The 15,159-nt window shown below is 72.1% G+C and carries 17 protein-coding genes; 8 read left to right on the forward strand and 9 right to left on the reverse strand.

The genetic code is table 11. The features are described 5' to 3' along the window. Positions 1–143: 143 nt before the first annotated feature. Positions 144–461 (reverse strand): hypothetical protein, encoded by a 318-nt coding sequence (locus ACZ3II_RS39505; protein WP_465525225.1) that lies wholly within the window; start codon positions 459–461, stop codon positions 144–146. Between the two features lie 2 nt (positions 462–463). Between ACZ3II_RS39505 and ACZ3II_RS39510 the strand changes: the two genes are divergently transcribed. Then, on the forward strand, positions 464–931 hold the full coding sequence (locus ACZ3II_RS39510; RefSeq protein ID WP_465525227.1) for a hypothetical protein: 468 nt from the start codon (positions 464–466) through the stop codon (positions 929–931). A gap of 14 nt (positions 932–945) precedes the next feature. Here the strand turns inward: ACZ3II_RS39510 and ACZ3II_RS39515 are convergent, their stop codons facing one another. Continuing rightward, entirely contained in the window at positions 946–1,677 is a 732-nt protein-coding gene (locus tag ACZ3II_RS39515) for a DUF4253 domain-containing protein (protein WP_465525229.1), read from the reverse strand. 160 nt (positions 1,678–1,837) lie between these two features. On the opposite strand from ACZ3II_RS39515, the gene ACZ3II_RS39520 reads away from it, so the two are divergent. Then, complete coding sequence (locus ACZ3II_RS39520; RefSeq protein ID WP_465525231.1) at positions 1,838–3,685, forward strand: DUF6528 family protein; 1,848 nt, start codon at positions 1,838–1,840, stop codon at positions 3,683–3,685. 208 nt (positions 3,686–3,893) lie between these two features. On the opposite strand, the gene ACZ3II_RS39525 is transcribed toward ACZ3II_RS39520, so the two are convergent. Next, positions 3,894–4,748, reverse strand: coding sequence for a LysR family transcriptional regulator (locus ACZ3II_RS39525; protein WP_465525233.1), 855 nt, complete (start codon positions 4,746–4,748; stop codon positions 3,894–3,896). Positions 4,749–4,818: 70 nt separating this feature from the next. On the opposite strand from ACZ3II_RS39525, the gene ACZ3II_RS39530 reads away from it, so the two are divergent. The 3 genes from ACZ3II_RS39530 to ACZ3II_RS39540 all read left to right on the forward strand — a co-directional run bounded on the left by ACZ3II_RS39530 (position 4,819) and on the right by ACZ3II_RS39540 (position 6,929). Further along, positions 4,819–5,676: an EamA family transporter gene (locus tag ACZ3II_RS39530; protein ID WP_465525235.1), complete on the forward strand. Its 858-nt coding sequence runs from the start codon at positions 4,819–4,821 to the stop codon at positions 5,674–5,676. Positions 5,677–5,742: 66 nt separating this feature from the next. Then, a complete protein-coding gene (locus tag ACZ3II_RS39535; protein WP_465525237.1) occupies positions 5,743–5,910 on the forward strand; it encodes a hypothetical protein in 168 nt (55 codons plus the stop codon). 71 nt (positions 5,911–5,981) lie between these two features. Next, positions 5,982–6,929, forward strand: a complete 948-nt coding sequence (locus tag ACZ3II_RS39540) for a DUF5995 family protein (protein ID WP_465525239.1) — start codon at positions 5,982–5,984, stop codon at positions 6,927–6,929. Positions 6,930–6,979: 50 nt separating this feature from the next. On the opposite strand, the gene ACZ3II_RS39545 is transcribed toward ACZ3II_RS39540, so the two are convergent. Next, positions 6,980–7,987: a DUF8094 domain-containing protein gene (locus tag ACZ3II_RS39545; RefSeq protein WP_465525241.1), complete on the reverse strand. Its 1,008-nt coding sequence runs from the start codon at positions 7,985–7,987 to the stop codon at positions 6,980–6,982. Positions 7,988–8,245: 258 nt separating this feature from the next. Here ACZ3II_RS39545 and ACZ3II_RS39550 point away from each other — a divergent pair, with 258 nt between their 5' ends. Next, positions 8,246–9,079 (forward strand): nitroreductase/quinone reductase family protein, encoded by an 834-nt coding sequence (locus ACZ3II_RS39550; RefSeq protein WP_465525243.1) that lies wholly within the window; start codon positions 8,246–8,248, stop codon positions 9,077–9,079. Between the two features lie 50 nt (positions 9,080–9,129). On the opposite strand, the gene ACZ3II_RS39555 is transcribed toward ACZ3II_RS39550, so the two are convergent. Then, on the reverse strand, positions 9,130–9,864 hold the full coding sequence (locus tag ACZ3II_RS39555) for a hypothetical protein (protein ID WP_465525245.1): 735 nt from the start codon (positions 9,862–9,864) through the stop codon (positions 9,130–9,132). 133 nt (positions 9,865–9,997) lie between these two features. Here ACZ3II_RS39555 and ACZ3II_RS39560 point away from each other — a divergent pair, with 133 nt between their 5' ends. Continuing rightward, on the forward strand, positions 9,998–11,074 hold the full coding sequence (locus ACZ3II_RS39560; RefSeq protein ID WP_465525247.1) for a sensor histidine kinase: 1,077 nt from the start codon (positions 9,998–10,000) through the stop codon (positions 11,072–11,074). Next, positions 11,071–11,751, forward strand: a complete 681-nt coding sequence (locus tag ACZ3II_RS39565) for a response regulator (protein WP_465525249.1) — start codon at positions 11,071–11,073, stop codon at positions 11,749–11,751. Before ACZ3II_RS39560 ends, ACZ3II_RS39565 begins: the two co-directional genes overlap by 4 nt. Before the next feature lie 939 nt (positions 11,752–12,690). Here the strand turns inward: ACZ3II_RS39565 and ACZ3II_RS39570 are convergent. The 4 genes from ACZ3II_RS39570 to ACZ3II_RS39585 all read right to left on the reverse strand — a co-directional run bounded on the left by ACZ3II_RS39570 (position 12,691) and on the right by ACZ3II_RS39585 (position 15,128). Then, entirely contained in the window at positions 12,691–13,152 is a 462-nt protein-coding gene (locus tag ACZ3II_RS39570) for a GNAT family N-acetyltransferase (protein WP_465525251.1), read from the reverse strand. Between the two features lie 349 nt (positions 13,153–13,501). Continuing rightward, positions 13,502–14,194, reverse strand: a complete 693-nt coding sequence (locus ACZ3II_RS39575; protein ID WP_465525253.1) for a histidine phosphatase family protein — start codon at positions 14,192–14,194, stop codon at positions 13,502–13,504. Further along, complete coding sequence (locus ACZ3II_RS39580; RefSeq protein WP_465525255.1) at positions 14,191–14,940, reverse strand: CbtA family protein; 750 nt, start codon at positions 14,938–14,940, stop codon at positions 14,191–14,193. The genes ACZ3II_RS39575 and ACZ3II_RS39580 overlap by 4 nt, the downstream gene beginning before the upstream one ends. Then, the gene (locus ACZ3II_RS39585) at positions 14,931–15,128 is read right to left on the reverse strand and encodes a CbtB domain-containing protein (protein WP_465525257.1); all 198 of its coding nucleotides are present in this window, start codon (positions 15,126–15,128) and stop codon (positions 14,931–14,933) included. Before ACZ3II_RS39585 ends, ACZ3II_RS39580 begins: the two co-directional genes overlap by 10 nt. Between the last annotated feature and the right edge of the window lie 31 nt (positions 15,129–15,159).

Genomic DNA, 15,159 nt, shown 5'->3' on the forward strand with positions numbered 1-15,159 from the left:
GGCTGTTCCAGCTCGCGCACGCGCCCGGCAACGGCAACCGGGAACGGATCCTCCGGCTGATCGGGGAGGCCGCCGTGACCTGCTGGTACGAGTGGCCACCCGACCGGCTGCCCGTGGAGCGCGAGCTGCTGGCCGGGCTGCCGTCACTCACCGGCTTCGTGGCCGATCCGGATCCGCTGGTCCGGCGCGTGACGCCGTACCTCATGTGTTTGATCGCCGACCGCGACGCCGGACGAGCCACCGTGGTCCGCGCCCACGCCGTCGCCGTCACCACCCGGCGGCCGGATCCGGCGGATCACGGCCCGGATCGGTCCGGGCGAGGGAGCGCGGTGCCGGCCGAGCTGATCCGCGAGCAGGCCGGGCGGGAGACCGACGATCTCGCCCTGGCCGGGCAGATCCGGGCACTCGGCGCGGCGGACGGGGAGACGGCCTCCGCCTGGTTCGCCTCCTGGCTGGATCACCCGTGCCCGGAGGTGCGGATGGCGGCCGCCGGCGCCGTGGGCCACCGGTCACCCGCGGATGGCTGGCTCAGCGGATCGCGGGGCATCCGGAGGAGGGGGAGCGGCTGGCGCTGGAGGTTCTCGGCGGCGATGCGGCGTCGCGGTGGGTCGGGCTGTCGGTGGCGACCGAGGTGCTCGACCGGTGGCGGCTGCCCATGCCGCGCCTGTGGGCGGCGATCGCCGAAGCGCTGGGCGACGAGTCGCACGACGTCCGGTTCCGGGCCGCGGAGCTGTTCGTGCCGGCGGGGCGGCCGGCCGCTGATCACGCCGGGGCGCTGGCCGCCGCGACGGGGCGGGACGACGACACCACGGCCTTCTCGGCGGCGGCCGCGCTGGCGATGACCGGGGACGAACGGGCGTTGCCGGTTCTGGAACGGCGGATGAGCCTCCGGCGGTTCTGGGCGGGAATCGTTGTCAGCGGGCGCCGCTAGCATCCCGGGCCTGGTCAGTCCCACCACATGCGCCACACCGGGGCGTTCAGGAGGCCGCCGGCCAGGTCGGTGAGGGTCTCCGCGCGGTACAGGTCGTACTCGCCGTCGTTGTAGAGGCGGTACTCCCAGGCGAAGGCGATGGCGTCGGCCCGGGTGGCCGGTGGGCGGGCGACCGCGTACTCGACGGTTGTTCCGGTCCAGGCGACCGGTTCGGCGCCGTAGCGGTCGTTCCAGTGCCGGATGATCGCGGCGTGCGCGCCCGGCGCGGGGTACTTGTTCCAGCCGCCGTAGTGCAGGGTCACCGGCACCAGCCACGGCGCGGTGACCGGCACGAGAGCGACGGTCACCTCCTCCGGCCTGCCGTCCCAGCCGTAGGGCAGGCCGAAACCGGGCTGTTCCGGCTGGTCCGGCCATTCTCCGTGGCCGGCCAGTTCGGCGCGGAGCACCGCGGCGTACTCGGGGGAGCATGCGGCCAGGCTGCGCTCGCCCTCGCCGGCCAGGAGCGCCGCGCCGTCGAGGGCCCGGGCGTCGGCGAGGGATGCGGCGACGGTGGCGTGGGTGTAGGAGTCCGCCAGGTACTCGGGGGTGTCCGACTCCATCAGCAGGGGCCACAGGCCGGTCTCGGGGTAGGCCCGCCGGAGCCGCCGCCACCAGCGCAGAGCGTCGTCACCGACGGCCTGGAAGCCGGTGACCTCGGCCCCGGACGGCGTGACGAACCACGGTGATGTCGGCGGCATGTCGTACATCCGGCAATGTTGATCTGCTGGTGCCCCCCGGTCAAGATTCACAACGCGACCAGGCTTCAGCCTATCTTCCTAGGACGACGTAGGCGGGGTGACCGGTTCGGAGGGAGGGCCTGGTGGTCTGTCGAACATGGAGATGGAGAACGATCACTATGATCCCTCGATGACCATGCGGGGTTTCGGTGCCGGGATCGTGGCGCTGGTAAGTGGGTTGTCATGGGCGGTGGCGCCGTCGGCGGCGGTTGCGGCCACGGCGGACTACGCGGTTCTGGCGGGGGACCAGAACACCGACAAGATCTACCGGCTGAACGCGGCCACGTCGGCCTGGGACAGCTGGAGCTGGGCGCCGACCACGGCTCTCGGGTTCTCCGGCCCGGAGATCGCCGGGTTCAACGGCGGGAACGACTTCCGGGTCCGGAACACGCCGGCGGGGCAACGCCTCGTCGTGGCGGACGGCTCGGGGCTCGCGGCGGTGGCGACCTATCCGGGCGGGGAGCGGGTGTGGGCGAACAAGGCGGCCGCCGCCGACAACCGGCACTCGATCGATCTGCTGCCGGACGGCAACGTGGCGGTCGCGGCGTCGACCGGCGGGTATGTCCGGGTGTACGCGACGGCGACGAGCGCGTCGGCGTCGTTCGCACTGGAGCAGGCGCACGCGGCGCTCTGGGATCCGTCGATTCAGCGGTTGTGGGTGGCGGGGTCACCGGGCTACCGGACGGCCGGCGAATTCCAGGTGCTCAAGGCGCTCGAGGTGACCGGCCCGGCGTCGGCGCCCGGCTTGCGGGAGGACACGGCGCGGACCCAGGTGATCAGTACGGGCACCGACGCCGTGCACGACGTGGCGGCGGACCACACCGACCCGGACCGGTTGTGGATCACCACCAACAACCGGGTGTACGCCTACGACAAGAGCACCCGGCAGCTCACCGGCGCGGGCACCGGCGTGGACCGGAACGCGGTGAAGTCGATCAGTGTGCAGCCGTCCGGGCGGATCGTGCAGACGCGGGCGGACTACTACAAGTCGCCGGCGGGCGCGTGCGGCGCGGTCAACAGATGGTGTACGGCGACGCTCGACTTCTTCGGCCCGGGCGGCTCGGTGACCAGGCCGGGGGCGCAGTTCTATAAGGCGCGGGTGGCCGGCCCGCACTACGGCGTCGAGGACACCGCGCAGCGTGGCCGGGTGTTCGACTCGGTCGCCGGGACGGCCACCCGGATCGACGGGAACGCCTCGATCGGCCGGATCGCCGCGACCGCTGACCTCGGCGGGCGGCTGCACGTGCTGACGCTGATCCCGGGAAGCGGGGTGTGGTCGCGTACCCGGGACGCGGACGGTGTGTGGGAGAGCGCGGCGACCCGGCTCGACACGAACGCGAGGATCACCGATGTGGCGGTCACGGCGGATCCGTCCGGGAACCTGCACGCGTTCACGATGATCCCGGGTTCGGGCGTCTGGCACCGGGTCCGTCCGGCGGGCGGGGACTGGGCCGGCGCCTCGGCCCAGGTCGACGACAGTGCCGATCTCACCTCGATCGCGGCGGCCTACCACCCGGTCAGCAAGCGGCTGCACCTGGTGCTGTCCGGAACCGGTGGCGTCCGGGACCTGGTCGCGGGCGCTGCCACGCCGGTCGACACCAACACCGGTATCGCCGACGTGTCGATCGCCGCGCTGCCGAACGGGAGCCTGCACCTGTTCACGATCACCGGGTGGGGCACCGTCTATCACCGGACCGGGACCGACACGGCCTGGTCGGGGTCGGCGTCGGTGGTGCCCGGCGGCGGGGAGAGCCCGGCGACCGGGCAGGTGCGGGCGCTGTCGGCGGCGGGCTGGCCGGCGTCGCAGTTGAGCCTGGTCACGGTTCGCTCGGGACTGGGGCTGTGGAACCAGACGTGGAGCGGGAGCTCGTGGCCGGCGCCGGTGCGCGCGGACGCGGACGCGGGGGCGTTGCAGGCGTACGCGTCGCGGCTCGCCGGCGGCACGCTGCACATCGGCAAGATCAGCGAGATCTCCTGAGCGCCCGTCGCCGTCGCCGGCGCGGGTCCGGCGGCGGCGAGACGGAGCAGCCAGCGCGTTCGGGTGGCGGCGGGACAGCCCGGAACCCGAGAAAGCGGTACGGCACGAAACCGCGACCGAACGCCTCGGCCCGGCGGCCGCGCAACGGCAGTGAGCGGGCAGCCTCCTCGCGTGGAGTGCCACGGGACCTGGCGTGGCCCGTACGAGATCAGGGGTGGTAGGCCTTTTGACCGAGCCGCACCAGATCGTCCAACCGCACCGGGGGATCATCGCGCCACCAGGCGAGCCAGACGTCGATGCGGGGCGCCTCGCGCAGCGTGCGGTAGGCGACGCCGGGGCGGGGGTTCTGGTTGGCGGTGGCCTCGGAGGTGATGCCGACGGCCTGGTTCGCGGCGATCAGCGTCAGCCACTCATCGACGCCGTGGGTGGAGCGGATCGTCTCCGGCGGCGGGCCGGGCTGCCACAGGTCGAGGGTGGTGGTGCCGGTGCGGGCGTCGATGGCGACCGGGTAGCGGGTGAGATCGCGCAGGTGCAGGCTGCGGCGCCGGGCGAGCGGGTTGTCGGTGGCGACGGCGGCGCAGCGGGCCTCGGTGCCGATCAGCGCCGCGTCGAAGCGGGGGTCGTCGACGGCGCGGCGGATCACGGCGACGTCGGCGGTGCCGTCGCTCAGGCCGGCGCTGGGCGTGTTGATGTGCACGAAGACCAGGGGAGTGCCGGGATGATCGGCGGCCCACGCGCGTTGCAGGCGGCGGGTGTGCCTGCCGAGGGCGGCCCAGGCGTAGCCGACGCGCAGTTCGCTGCGCTGGCGTTCGGCGAGCCGTTGCAGGTGGGTGACCTCGTCGAGGATGCGGCGGGCGCCGGCCAGGACCTGGCGTCCGGTTGCGGTCAGCGCGACGTGACGGGTGGTGCGTTGCAGCAGGCGTACGCCGAGCGCGCTCTCCAGCGCCGCGACGGACCGCGACACCGCCGCCTGCGAGACGCCGAGTTCGGTGGCGGCGTCGGTGAACGTGCCGGCGTCGACCACGGCGGCCAGCGCGCGGAGGTGACGCAGCTGCGGATCCATGCGCTCAGCGTATAGATGGGGCGGGCGGCGTATTTCTCCGCGCGGCCCGTCGCGGACCAGACTGCTGCCCATGACAGTGGTGACGACCAGGACGGCGCCGGTCGGCGGGCTCGCGATCATGATGGGCGCCGCGGCCAGCAACCAGACGGGCGCGGCGGTCGGGGCGCACGCGTTCGACCTGATCGGGCCGTCCGGGGTGGTGGCGGTACGGCAACTCGTCGCGGCGGCGGTGCTGCTGCCGGTCGCCCGGCCGGATCCGCGCCGGTTCACGTGGGCGCAGTGGTGGCCGACGATCCTGCTCGGGATCGTGTTCGTGACCATGAACCTGGGCCTGTACACCGCGATCGACCGGATCGGGCTGGGCCTGGCGGTGACCCTCGAGTTCCTCGGCCCGCTCGCGGTGGCGCTCGCCGGTTCGCGCAGCCGTCGCGACCTGCTCTGCGCGGCCGGCGCGGGTGCGGGGGTGTACGTGCTGGTCCTGCCGTCGGGCAGCAGCGACTGGGTGGGTATCGGGTGCGGGGTGCTGGCGGCGTGCTGCTGGGCGTCGTACATCCTGCTCAACCGGTTGCTCGGGCAGCGCCTGCCGGGTCTGCAGGCCCCTGCGGCGGCGACCAGCGTCGCGGCGCTGCTGACGCTGCCGGTCGTGGTGCTGCTGATCGTGCAGGGGCGGATGACCGGGCCAGCGCTGCTGTACGCGGTGGCGGCGGGGATTCTCGCGTCGGTGATCCCGTACGCGGCCGATCTGGTGGCGCTGCGGCGGGTGCCGGCCCGGTACTTCGGCGTGGTGATGAGCGTGCACCCGGTCTTCGCGGCCCTCGCCGGGCTGATCCTTCTCGGACAGGTGCTCGCCCTGCACGAGTGGCTCGGGATCCTGGTCGTGGTGGCCGTGAACGTGGTCGCGGTCCGGCACCGTGCGGGACGTGGCTGAGCTACCGGCACATGCGACGGCCAACGAGATCACCGGCGGGGTGCGCTGCCGCCCGACGGCCGGCCGATGAATCTCGCCGCCTCCAGCATGGCGACCGGCGCGGCGAAGTACTTCTGGCCGGCTCCGCGCATGCTGGTCGCGGTGTCGTCGGGCCGTCGTGGCAGGGCTGCGATGTTCACCGGCCGCGCCCCGAACCTGGAGGTGGTCGCCGCCTCGGCCGAAATGAGTCGCTGATCCGACTGCCGGGTGGCATGATCCCCGACGGACCGAACTGGACTCACGTTCCAGGATGGGACCTTCGGCCTATGGGGGAGGGGACCATCGTGGTGGAGTTCGACCGGGGGCGGGCCACACAGAGCGCGCAGCAGATGCGTGACTGCCGGCGTCAGATCCAGCCGCCCGTCGAGGTGACGCGGGGGTGGGCGCCCGCGCAGCGGGAGATGGAAGCGGTGCTGGAGAACCCGCCGGAGGACATCGCCGGCGTCGTCGCGCGGCTCAGGCTGCTGCAGACGATCCTCGACTCGTTGCCACCGACGCCGGGCAACAACCGGGTCGCGGCGTTCAACGCGCTGTACCTGACGATCACCGAGCAGGTCGAGGCGCATCTGCGCAGCCCGTCGGTGACCGACCCGAAATGGCTGGAGGTCCTCGATGTCGAGTTCGCCCGGCTGTACTTCACCGCCCTGGCCGCCTGGGGTGGCGCCGACACGGACACCCCGGACGCGTGGGAGGTGCTGTTCCGCCGCGCCCACGACGGTGACGTCACCGCACTGGAAGCGTCGATCCTGGGCGTCAACGCGCACATCAACCACGACCTGTCGCTGGCGCTGATCGCGACGTGGAAACGCCTCGGGTATCCCGGTGACGGGCCGCAGCACCCCGACTACCTGGTTGTGAACAAGATCTTCTACAAGAAGATCCCGCCGCTGCGCCGCCGGTTCGCCACCGCCTGGCAGATGCAGATCGACCGGTGCGTCGGCGATCTCGACGACTGGAGCCAGAGCATCCTGGTCTACACCACCCGGGCGCTGGCCTGGGAGCGCGCCGAGCGGCTGTGGGAGCTGCAGGACGACGAGGAGGACTACGCGCGGGCGTGCACGGTGATGGACCGGGCCGCCGCGATCGCCGGGGAGACGGTGCTGACCGGCGGTGGCCTGCTGCGGGTGCTGTGGCTGACCGCCACGGGCTGGCTGAGCAGCTTGCGGCAGCGGTTCCGCCGGGAGGTCTCCCGCGGCGCGCCCGCCCGGGCTTAGCCTCGCCCGGTTTTAGCCCTCGCCCGGCCTCGGCTTCCTTTCGCCTGGCCTCAGCTGAACCGGGTGATGCCGGTGGTTCCGCCGAGGATCGCGACCGGGAAGTTGCTGCCCTTCGGCGGGACCTGCGCCCACCACTGGGCGATCACGTGGATGGTGTTCCTCCCCCGTACCGCGCCTTTGGTGATCTTGCGGTATTGCGGTTTCACGTAGGGCATCAGGCCCGGATAGGTGCCGACGATCTCGGTGACGGTGGTGTACGCGATCACCGCGCCGCCCTCGGCCGTGCGCAGCGACCGGACGGGGTACGGCGCGACCTCGGTGCGGTAGGTCAGGCGGGTCGCCGCGATCGGCTGCTTGGTGGACTGGAACAGGGTCGTGTACAGGTAGGAGATCGGGTTGAGCACCTGCTTGGTGGTGGTGTCGCCGCCGAACAGCGGGTCGGCGGGCGCCTCGAACGCGATCGTCTTCGCGTGGGCGGCGGCGACCTTCTCCGGAGCGGCCACCAGCGTGCCACCGCTGTCTGCCGCGTCGACGATCTCCACGTTGCCGGTCAGGTCCTTGCGCGTCTCCGGCAGCGCGGCGTTGACCTCGCCGTAGTGCGCCAGCTTCCACCGGGATCCGTCCCGCACCATGATCAACGGGAAGTTGGTGCTGCTCAGCGACGTCATGGTCTCCACCACGAACCAGTCGGCGCCACTGGTCTTGCCGGGGACCTGCGAGCCGACCCGCTGGTAGGTGAACGGCTTGGGGATGTCGCCGGCGGGCCGCGAGTTCAGCGCCGCCTCATCCATCTCGCGGGCCGCCTCGCTCTCGAACTCGCCGACCGCGCCCGCGTTCACCGCCAGGTTGGTCCGGTTGTTCCACGCGGTGAACTCACGAACCAGCGTGTCCACCTCGGCCTCGCTGATCAGCGGGCTGCCGGTGGCCGCTCCCGGCCCGGTGTCGGTGGCCGTCGCGGCCGGGGTGGGCGCCGGGTCCGCCTTCTGGCCGGGGATGCAGGCGCCGGTGGCGAGCACCATCAGCGCGCCGGCCAGGATCCGGCTGGTGTGTCGTGGCACGAGTGACCTCCGTAGTGATCTCACCCCGGCGGCAGACGATACCCACACCGGTTGACGGGCGGACACCCGGACGACGTGTGGGGTAGGGTGGCGCCCGTGACTGCCGGGTCGGCCTCGTGCCATTACCGAGTGGGGCACCCGGCTAGCGCGTGACCGCCGGGCGACCGCCCCGGTCGCCTGCTGCCCGTGGCCCACCTCTCGTTCGTGTGTCCTCATCCCCTTGTCCGGATGCTCTGCCCACACGACCGAAAGTGATCCATGTCTGCCGACTTCAACACGCCCGTCATCGAGGAGTTCCGTGCCAACCAGGGCCGCGTCTCCGGGATGTTCGACGGCGCCCGCCTGATCCTGCTCACCACCACCGGCGCCCGGTCCGGCCGGCCGCACACCGTGCCGCTCGGCTATCTGCGCGACCGCGACGACCGGGTGCTGGTCATCGCCTCCGCCGGCGGCGCGCCCCGCCACCCCGCCTGGTTCCACAACCTCCTCGCCCATCCGGTCGTCACCGTCGAGGACGGCGCCTTCTTCTACGAGGCGACGGCCACCGTGCTGACCGGCGCGGAACGCGACGACGCCTGGGCCCGCGCCAACGAGACCTCCGACGGCTGGGACGGTTACCAGCGCCGCTCCGGCCGGACCCTGCCGATCGTGGCGCTCACCCCGATCCCCGGGCCGCCCCGGTTCAACGGGACCTCGCCGGGCGACATGCTGCGGGTCGTCCACGATGCGTTCCGCCGGGAACTGGCGCTGATCCGGGCCGAGGTCGCCGCGTCCGGTCCGGCGCTCGGCGCCCAGTTGCGGATCAACTGCCTGAGCCTGTGCTCCGGCCTGCACGGTCACCACGTCCGCGAGGACCAAGGCATGTTCCCCGCCCTGGAACACGCCGACCCGGGCCTCGCCCCGGCCATCGCCCGTCTGCGCGCCGAGCACGAGACGGTCGCCGCGCTCCTGGAACGCCTGCGGGCCGCGCTCGCCGACCCCGGCCTGAGCCGCGAAGCCCTGATCCGTGAGGTCGACGCCCTCACCGGTGACCTGGCGAAGCATCTCGACTATGAGGAGCAGGTGCTGATCCCGGTCCTCGACGGCGCATGAGACCCCGGGACCGGCGGCCTGCCGGGCGGCCCGCCGGTCCCGCCGTCCTGTCATCCGAGCTGCCCGAGGACGACCGAGGCGGCGAGGAACACGACGACCAGCGCGACGGTGCGCCATGACGGCCGGGCGGCCTCGCGCAGGAACGTGACCCCGAGCGGGACGAACGCCACGGCCAGACCGGCGACCTGCACGGCCGAGGCCCAGGTGCTTCCCTTGAGGACGCCGATCATCAGGGCGGACATCAGCGCCAGGGCCAGCGCGGGCAGCAGGCGCAGGGTGCGCGACAGATAGCAGCCGGCGGCGAGGACGAGCCAGCCGAGCGTGACCGCGAGGCTGAGGCTGGCGGCGGCCCACTCGGGATGTCGGTAGTAGGCGCCGACGGCCTCGGTGGCGAGGTCGGGGCCGTGACTGCCGGACAGGGTGAGGGCGAACGTGTTGACGCCGTAGTGGAAGGCGCGGGCGAACAGGCCGAACACCACCAGGCTGCCGCCCCACACGGCCCAGCGCGGGTGGGTGGCGCCGACCCGTGCGGCGACCGCGACCACGCCCGGCCACAGGGCGAGGATGCCGGCGAGGAAGAGGGCGTATGCCGTACCGATGAGGGTGGGGTTCTGCTGATAGGCGGTGAGCTGGTCGGGGAAGAAGAACGGGACGCCCAGCCGCAGGATCGTGCCGGACAGCAACAGCAGTGGCCCGGCGACGAGCGACACCCCGGCCAGCCATGGGCCGGGGAAGGTGAAGGTCGGGGCGATGGTGGCCGGCGGGTTGTTCGTCGTCGTGGTCATGGCGGCAACTGTGCCGGTGCCGCGGCGCCTGCCGCATCGGACCACGGTCGGAGATTCGGCCCGCCCGCTGATACCACGGTATGTAAGACCTGGGTCCGATGGCGACGGCGGCACCGCTCGATAGCCTGGCCGCATGACCAGAACACGAGGGATGACCGTCGATGCGGCAGCGGCCGTCGCCGTGCTGGCGTTGTGCGGTTATGCGGCGCTGGAGGCCGGGCGGACGGGCTGGTGGCAGACGCTGCTGCTCGGTGCGGTTGCCGCGCCGGTCGCGGTTCGCCGCCGCTGGCCGCTGCCGTCCGCGGTGCTCACCCTCGCCGCGTCCGCGGTGGTGCTGGCCACCGGGGTCATCCCGCCGTTCGCCGCTCCCGGTCTGGTCGCCGCCGTGGCGCTGACCCAGTTCCCCGTGGCGGCCCAGCTTCCGGCGTCACGTGCCGTGCCGGAACTCGTCGCCGGGCTCGCCGGCGCCGCCGTGTTCGGGCCGGTGGCCCTCGCGGCCGTGGCGGTTCCGTGGCTGGGCGGGCGGCTCGTGCGGCATCGACGCGACCTCGCCGAGGAGGTCTTCCGGGAACGGACGGCCCGCGCCGTCACCGAGGAGCGGCTGCGGATCGCCCGCGACATGCACGACACCGTGGCACACAGCCTCAGCATGATCGCGATGAAGGCCAGCGTCGCCCGGCACGTCGCCGGGGTCCGCCCGGAGGAGAGCCAGAACGCCCTCGAGGTCATCGAGACGGCCAGCCGCGAAGCGCTCGTCGAGATGCGCCGCACGGTCGGCCTGCTCCGCGCCGACCAGGAGCCGGCCGTCCCGCCGGGCGGCGACGAGGACCTGCGGGCGCTGGCCGACCGCACCGAGCAGGCCGGCGTCCCGGTGGCCATGACGCTCACCGGTTCGGCGCAGCCACCACCCGGGGTCCGGCTCGTGGTGTTCCGGATCGTGCAGGAGGCGCTGACCAATGTGGTCCGGCACGCGCGGGCCGCCAGCTGCACCGTCAGCGTCGAGGCCGGGACGGAATCCGTGACGGTCCGGGTCGCCGACAACGGCGCCGGGCAGGTGGCCACGGATGTCGGGGGGCACGGGCTGCGCGGCATGGGGGAGCGGGTCTCCGCCTACGGTGGCACGCTGCTGGCCGGGCCACAGGCCGGTGGCGGGTTCGCGGTGACGGCGCACATTCCGTACCGTGCGGAGCCCCGGGGCGGACAGCCGTGACCGATCCGATCCGGGTGCTCATCGCCGACGATCAGACGCTGCTGCGGGACAGTTTCCGGGTCCTGCTCGACAGCACACCGGGGTTCACCGTGGTCGGGGAGGCCGGCACCGGCCGGGACGCCGTCCGGCTGGCGCTCGACCACCGGCCCGATGTGGTGCTGATGGACATCAGCATGCCCGACATGACCGGCATCGAAGCCACCGAGGAGATCTGCCGGACGGGCGGCGACATCCGGGTGCTGGTTCTCACCACGTTCGACCTGGACGAATACGTGTATGGGGCGTTGCGGGCGGGTGCCAGCGGATTCCTGCTCAAGGACACCACCGCGGCCGATCTCGTCACCGCCATCCGGGTGGTCGCCGCGGGGGAGGCCCTGCTCGCCCCGAGCGTCACCCGGCGGCTCATCGCCGCGTTCGGGACGCAGCCCCGTCCCGCCCAGACGTTCCACCGCCGGCTGGAAGGAGTCACCGACCGCGAACGCGAGATCCTCGTCCTGATCGCCCGGGGCCTGTCCAACACCGACATCGTCGAGCACCTGACGCTCAGCCTTCCCACCGTCAAGTCCCACATCGGCAGGCTGCTGGCCAAACTCAACGCTCGCGACCGTGCCCAGCTGGTCGTCATCGCCTACGAGACCGGCCTCGTCACCGCCTCGCCCGTCGATCCCATGAGGTGACTTCGTTCCCACTAGTGTCCTAGGACGCCCTAGAGGCAGTGCGGCACGCCGCGTCGGAAAGGACGGCTTCGCCGACAAGCAAAGCGGCAGACTGCGGTGCCAACGCGACCATCTATCGACTTCGTCCAGCCTGAAAGGGAACCGGGGTCGATGGGCAGTGGGTAGGTACGGCAGCCCGCCGGTGCCGAGACAACTCGACAACGAGCAGGTTCGGTCGTGAGTCGCCTGCTCGAATGCCTCTGGCCTGACTGTGGTTGCCAGCGCGAGAACAATGATCGATTCCGTGGAAACGTCGTTGGCGGCCGGACGAACGTGGGCCGACCGGCCACAGGCGATCCTCGGGCTGCCGGGTGCCCGTCCTCACCTCAGGGCGGCAGTAGGCGGGTGATCGGCAAACACGCGAATCCCGTCTCCTCCACCGGGTCGCAGCCGAGCACCCTCCGCTTGATCTGGGCCGTACGGACCGCCTTCAGACTAGAATCCTAGGACGCCTTAGGAGTAGTGCGGCACGCCGCACCTAAAAACACTAAGGACGGCTTCGCCGACCCAACGGACAGGAATTCGGGTCCGCCGGAATACTCGCTGCATGCGGGATGGGTCGATTCATGTTGGACGGCTGTGGACCAACGGTGAGCAGTTCCTGGCCATCGACAGTGCCGGGCTCGGTGACTGGCGGCACTCGACTGTCCGGACGACGGCGACCAGGAGGGTCCGGTGATCGCCGTCGAGAGTGGTGAGCTCGCGGTCTGCACGTCGGCGGCGGACGGGGACGGGGTCGACGCCGGTGGAGCACGGGTGGCCGACGCCGGATGCCGGTGCGGGGCTGTTGATCGGTACGGGTGGGGTGACGGCGTACCGATTGAAGGGTCCGCTGGTTCACGCGGTTCGATGACGTGGAGGGCTGCTTCGCGCGGTGGCTGCTCGTCCCGGTGCCGGAGGTCAGAGGGCTCGAGTGAAGTGGGTGCTGTGCGGGTCGGGCCGGTAGTCGGCGAACGGTGCGCAGACCTGGAAACCGAACCGCTCGTAGAGGGCACGGGCGGGCCGGAAGTAGTCGTGGGTGCCGGTTTCCAGGTAGAGGCGGGTGTAGCCGCGCCGGCGGGCCTCGGTGATCAGGTGGGTGAGCAGGGCTGAGGCGATGCCGCGGCCGCGGGCGGTGGTGGCGGTGCGCATGGATTTGATTTCGGCGGTGGTGGGGTCGAGTTCCTTGAGGGCGCCGCAGCCGACCAGGTGCCCGCTGTCGTAGACGGTCCAGAGTGTGATGCCGGGCCGGCGCAGGCCGTCGAGGTCGAGGGCGTGTTTGCTCTCGGGTGGGCTGATGGCGCGCATGTCGTCGACGTGTTCCTGGAGCAGGGCGGCGATCGCGGTTCCGGTGAGGTCGTCGATGTCGATCCGCAGGGTCATCGGCGCTCCGGTGGTGAGCTGGTGCTGATCATTGTGCCTGCCGTCGTTCAGCCTGGTTCGGCGGTGTCGGAGAGGTGTCTGGGCGACGGCTGGCGCGTCCGGCTTGCGCGGTGACGGTGGTCGGAGGACTTTTTGGTACGGGCCAGCGGCGTCCCGTGGCTTCCCGTGCTGCGGTAGGCGTTGCCTTCGGATCGTCGCCGGGTGCGGCTCATGCATGCCCTCACGGTCACCCCCGGCTGGTTGTGGTGGCTGTCTCCGGCCGCTCAAGACAGCCACCACAACCAGCCGGGGTTTTCAGGGCGACCAGCCCAGGTGCCGCGGGGATCGGGAGGGCAGCGGGCGCGGCTGGTCAGGTGGGGCGGAGGTGGAGGTGCCAGTGGGTGTGGTGGGTGAGGCGGATGGTGGCGAGGGGTGCTACGTCGAGGCGGCGGATGTGGGTGGCGGGCAGGTCCAGGGCGGCGGTGAGGAGGCTTCGGATGATCATGGGGTGGGCGATGGCGGTGAGGGTGCGGCCGGTCTGCTGGTGGAGCCAGGTGCTGGTGCGGGCGGCTACGTCGGCGAGGGATTCGCCGCCGTGGGGGTCGGCGGCGGGGTCGGTGAGCCAGGTGTGCAGGTCGGCGGGGTCGATCTGGTCGAGGGTGCGGCCGGTCCAGGTGCCGTAGTCGGGGTCGGCGAGCGCGGGTTCTTCGACGACGGCCGGGTCGCTGGCGGAGACGGCGGCCGGGTCGCTGGCGGAGACGGCGGCCGGGTGGCTGGCGGCGTGGCCGGCCGGATGCTCGGTGGCGACAGAGCCGGGGCCGGGAGGGGAACCGCCGGGGCCGGGGCCAGGAGAGAAAGCGGCGGGGCCGGCCGGGAGGGTGAAGAGGGCGGCGGCGGTCTGCCGGGCCGCGCGGCTGGGTGCGGTGACGCAGGTGCCGCGGAGGGGGTGACGCCGGGCGAGGGCGGCGGAGAGGCCGCCCTCGTCGAGGTCGGGGTCGCCGCCGAACACGGCTCGGCGTAGTGCGGGGGTGTGTCCGGCGGCGATGAGGTGGAGGCTGGTCACGGGGTGGTGACGGCGGGCTCCGGTTGGCCGGTTTTCGCTGCGAGCTGGTTGAGCAGGGCGGCGAAGGTGAGGCCGAGGGCGGTCCAGAGGACTGCTTGGGTGCCGAGTGACGAGATCCGGAAGTTCCACAGCAGGGTGGCGGGGAAGTCGTCGGGTACTTCGTGGAAGGTGGGCAGGAGGGTGTAGGCGATGGTGACGACGACGAGGAAGCCGGCGGTTCCGGCGGTGGCGCGTCGCCATTGGTGGGTTTGGGTGCGGGCGGCGAGGACGCCGGCCCAGACGGCGACGAGGCCGAGGACCAGGACTGCGAGGTAGGCGGCGGTGCGCTGGTCGATGGTGTCGGGGTTGCCGACGGCCGGCGGGTTGGGTGGGTATTTGAGGTAGGGCACCAGGACGATGCCGATCAGGGCTGCGGCGGCGAGGCCGAGGGCGGCGTTGGTGTCGCTGCCGGTGCGCAGGCGGCGCCGGAGGACGGTGTAGGCGGTGGCGAGGATGCCGCCGAGGGCGGCGCCGTAGAGGCTGGTGGCGAGCAGGAGTCCGATGGTGGACTGGATGTCGCGTTCGACCAGGGGGTCCTCGCCGGGGGTGGCGGGGGTGGCGGCTTCTTCGATGGCGATGGCCGCGTTGACGTGTGGTTCGCCGGCGAAGTAGGCGAAGGCGCCGGCGAGCACGCCGGCGATGAGGCCGGCGAGCAGGCCGCGGAGCAGGAGCTGGATGTAGCGGGGGGTGCCGTGGGTCAGTGGCACGGGACACCGAGCAGGTGGCGGCCGTCGTGCATGAGCTCGTGCAGGTACATGCCGCTCTGGCTGATGGCGCCCTGGTCGAAGGCGACGAGGTAGGCGAGGAGCAGCATGATGGCGGTGAAGCCGGCCGCGGTGGCGAGGAGTTTCGCCGAGATGGCGGGGGCGGCGAGAGTGGTGTGTGCCTTGGGCATGGGGGTGTCTAACCTCCTGCGGGATGACGCG

It is taken from the genome of Actinoplanes sp. NPDC019969 (assembly GCF_055562375.1).

What these genes read in the sequence shown, in the direction of transcription:
- ACZ3II_RS39585 (WP_465525257.1), bottom strand. Translation starts at nt 15,128, where the DNA reads ATGCCCAAGGCACACACCACTCTCGCCGCCCCCGCCATCTCGGCGAAA.
- ACZ3II_RS39515 (WP_465525229.1), bottom strand. Translation starts at nt 1,677, where the DNA reads ATGTACGACATGCCGCCGACATCACCGTGGTTCGTCACGCCGTCCGGG.
- ACZ3II_RS39525 (WP_465525233.1), bottom strand. Translation starts at nt 4,748, where the DNA reads ATGGATCCGCAGCTGCGTCACCTCCGCGCGCTGGCCGCCGTGGTCGAC.
- ACZ3II_RS39535 (WP_465525237.1), top strand. Translation starts at nt 5,743, where the DNA reads ATGAATCTCGCCGCCTCCAGCATGGCGACCGGCGCGGCGAAGTACTTC.
- ACZ3II_RS39520 (WP_465525231.1), top strand. Translation starts at nt 1,838, where the DNA reads ATGACCATGCGGGGTTTCGGTGCCGGGATCGTGGCGCTGGTAAGTGGG.
- ACZ3II_RS39530 (WP_465525235.1), top strand. Translation starts at nt 4,819, where the DNA reads ATGACAGTGGTGACGACCAGGACGGCGCCGGTCGGCGGGCTCGCGATC.
- ACZ3II_RS39550 (WP_465525243.1), top strand. Translation starts at nt 8,246, where the DNA reads ATGTCTGCCGACTTCAACACGCCCGTCATCGAGGAGTTCCGTGCCAAC.
- ACZ3II_RS39570 (WP_465525251.1), bottom strand. Translation starts at nt 13,152, where the DNA reads ATGACCCTGCGGATCGACATCGACGACCTCACCGGAACCGCGATCGCC.
- ACZ3II_RS39540 (WP_465525239.1), top strand. Translation starts at nt 5,982, where the DNA reads ATGGGGGAGGGGACCATCGTGGTGGAGTTCGACCGGGGGCGGGCCACA.
- ACZ3II_RS39555 (WP_465525245.1), bottom strand. Translation starts at nt 9,864, where the DNA reads ATGACCACGACGACGAACAACCCGCCGGCCACCATCGCCCCGACCTTC.
- ACZ3II_RS39560 (WP_465525247.1), top strand. Translation starts at nt 9,998, where the DNA reads ATGACCAGAACACGAGGGATGACCGTCGATGCGGCAGCGGCCGTCGCC.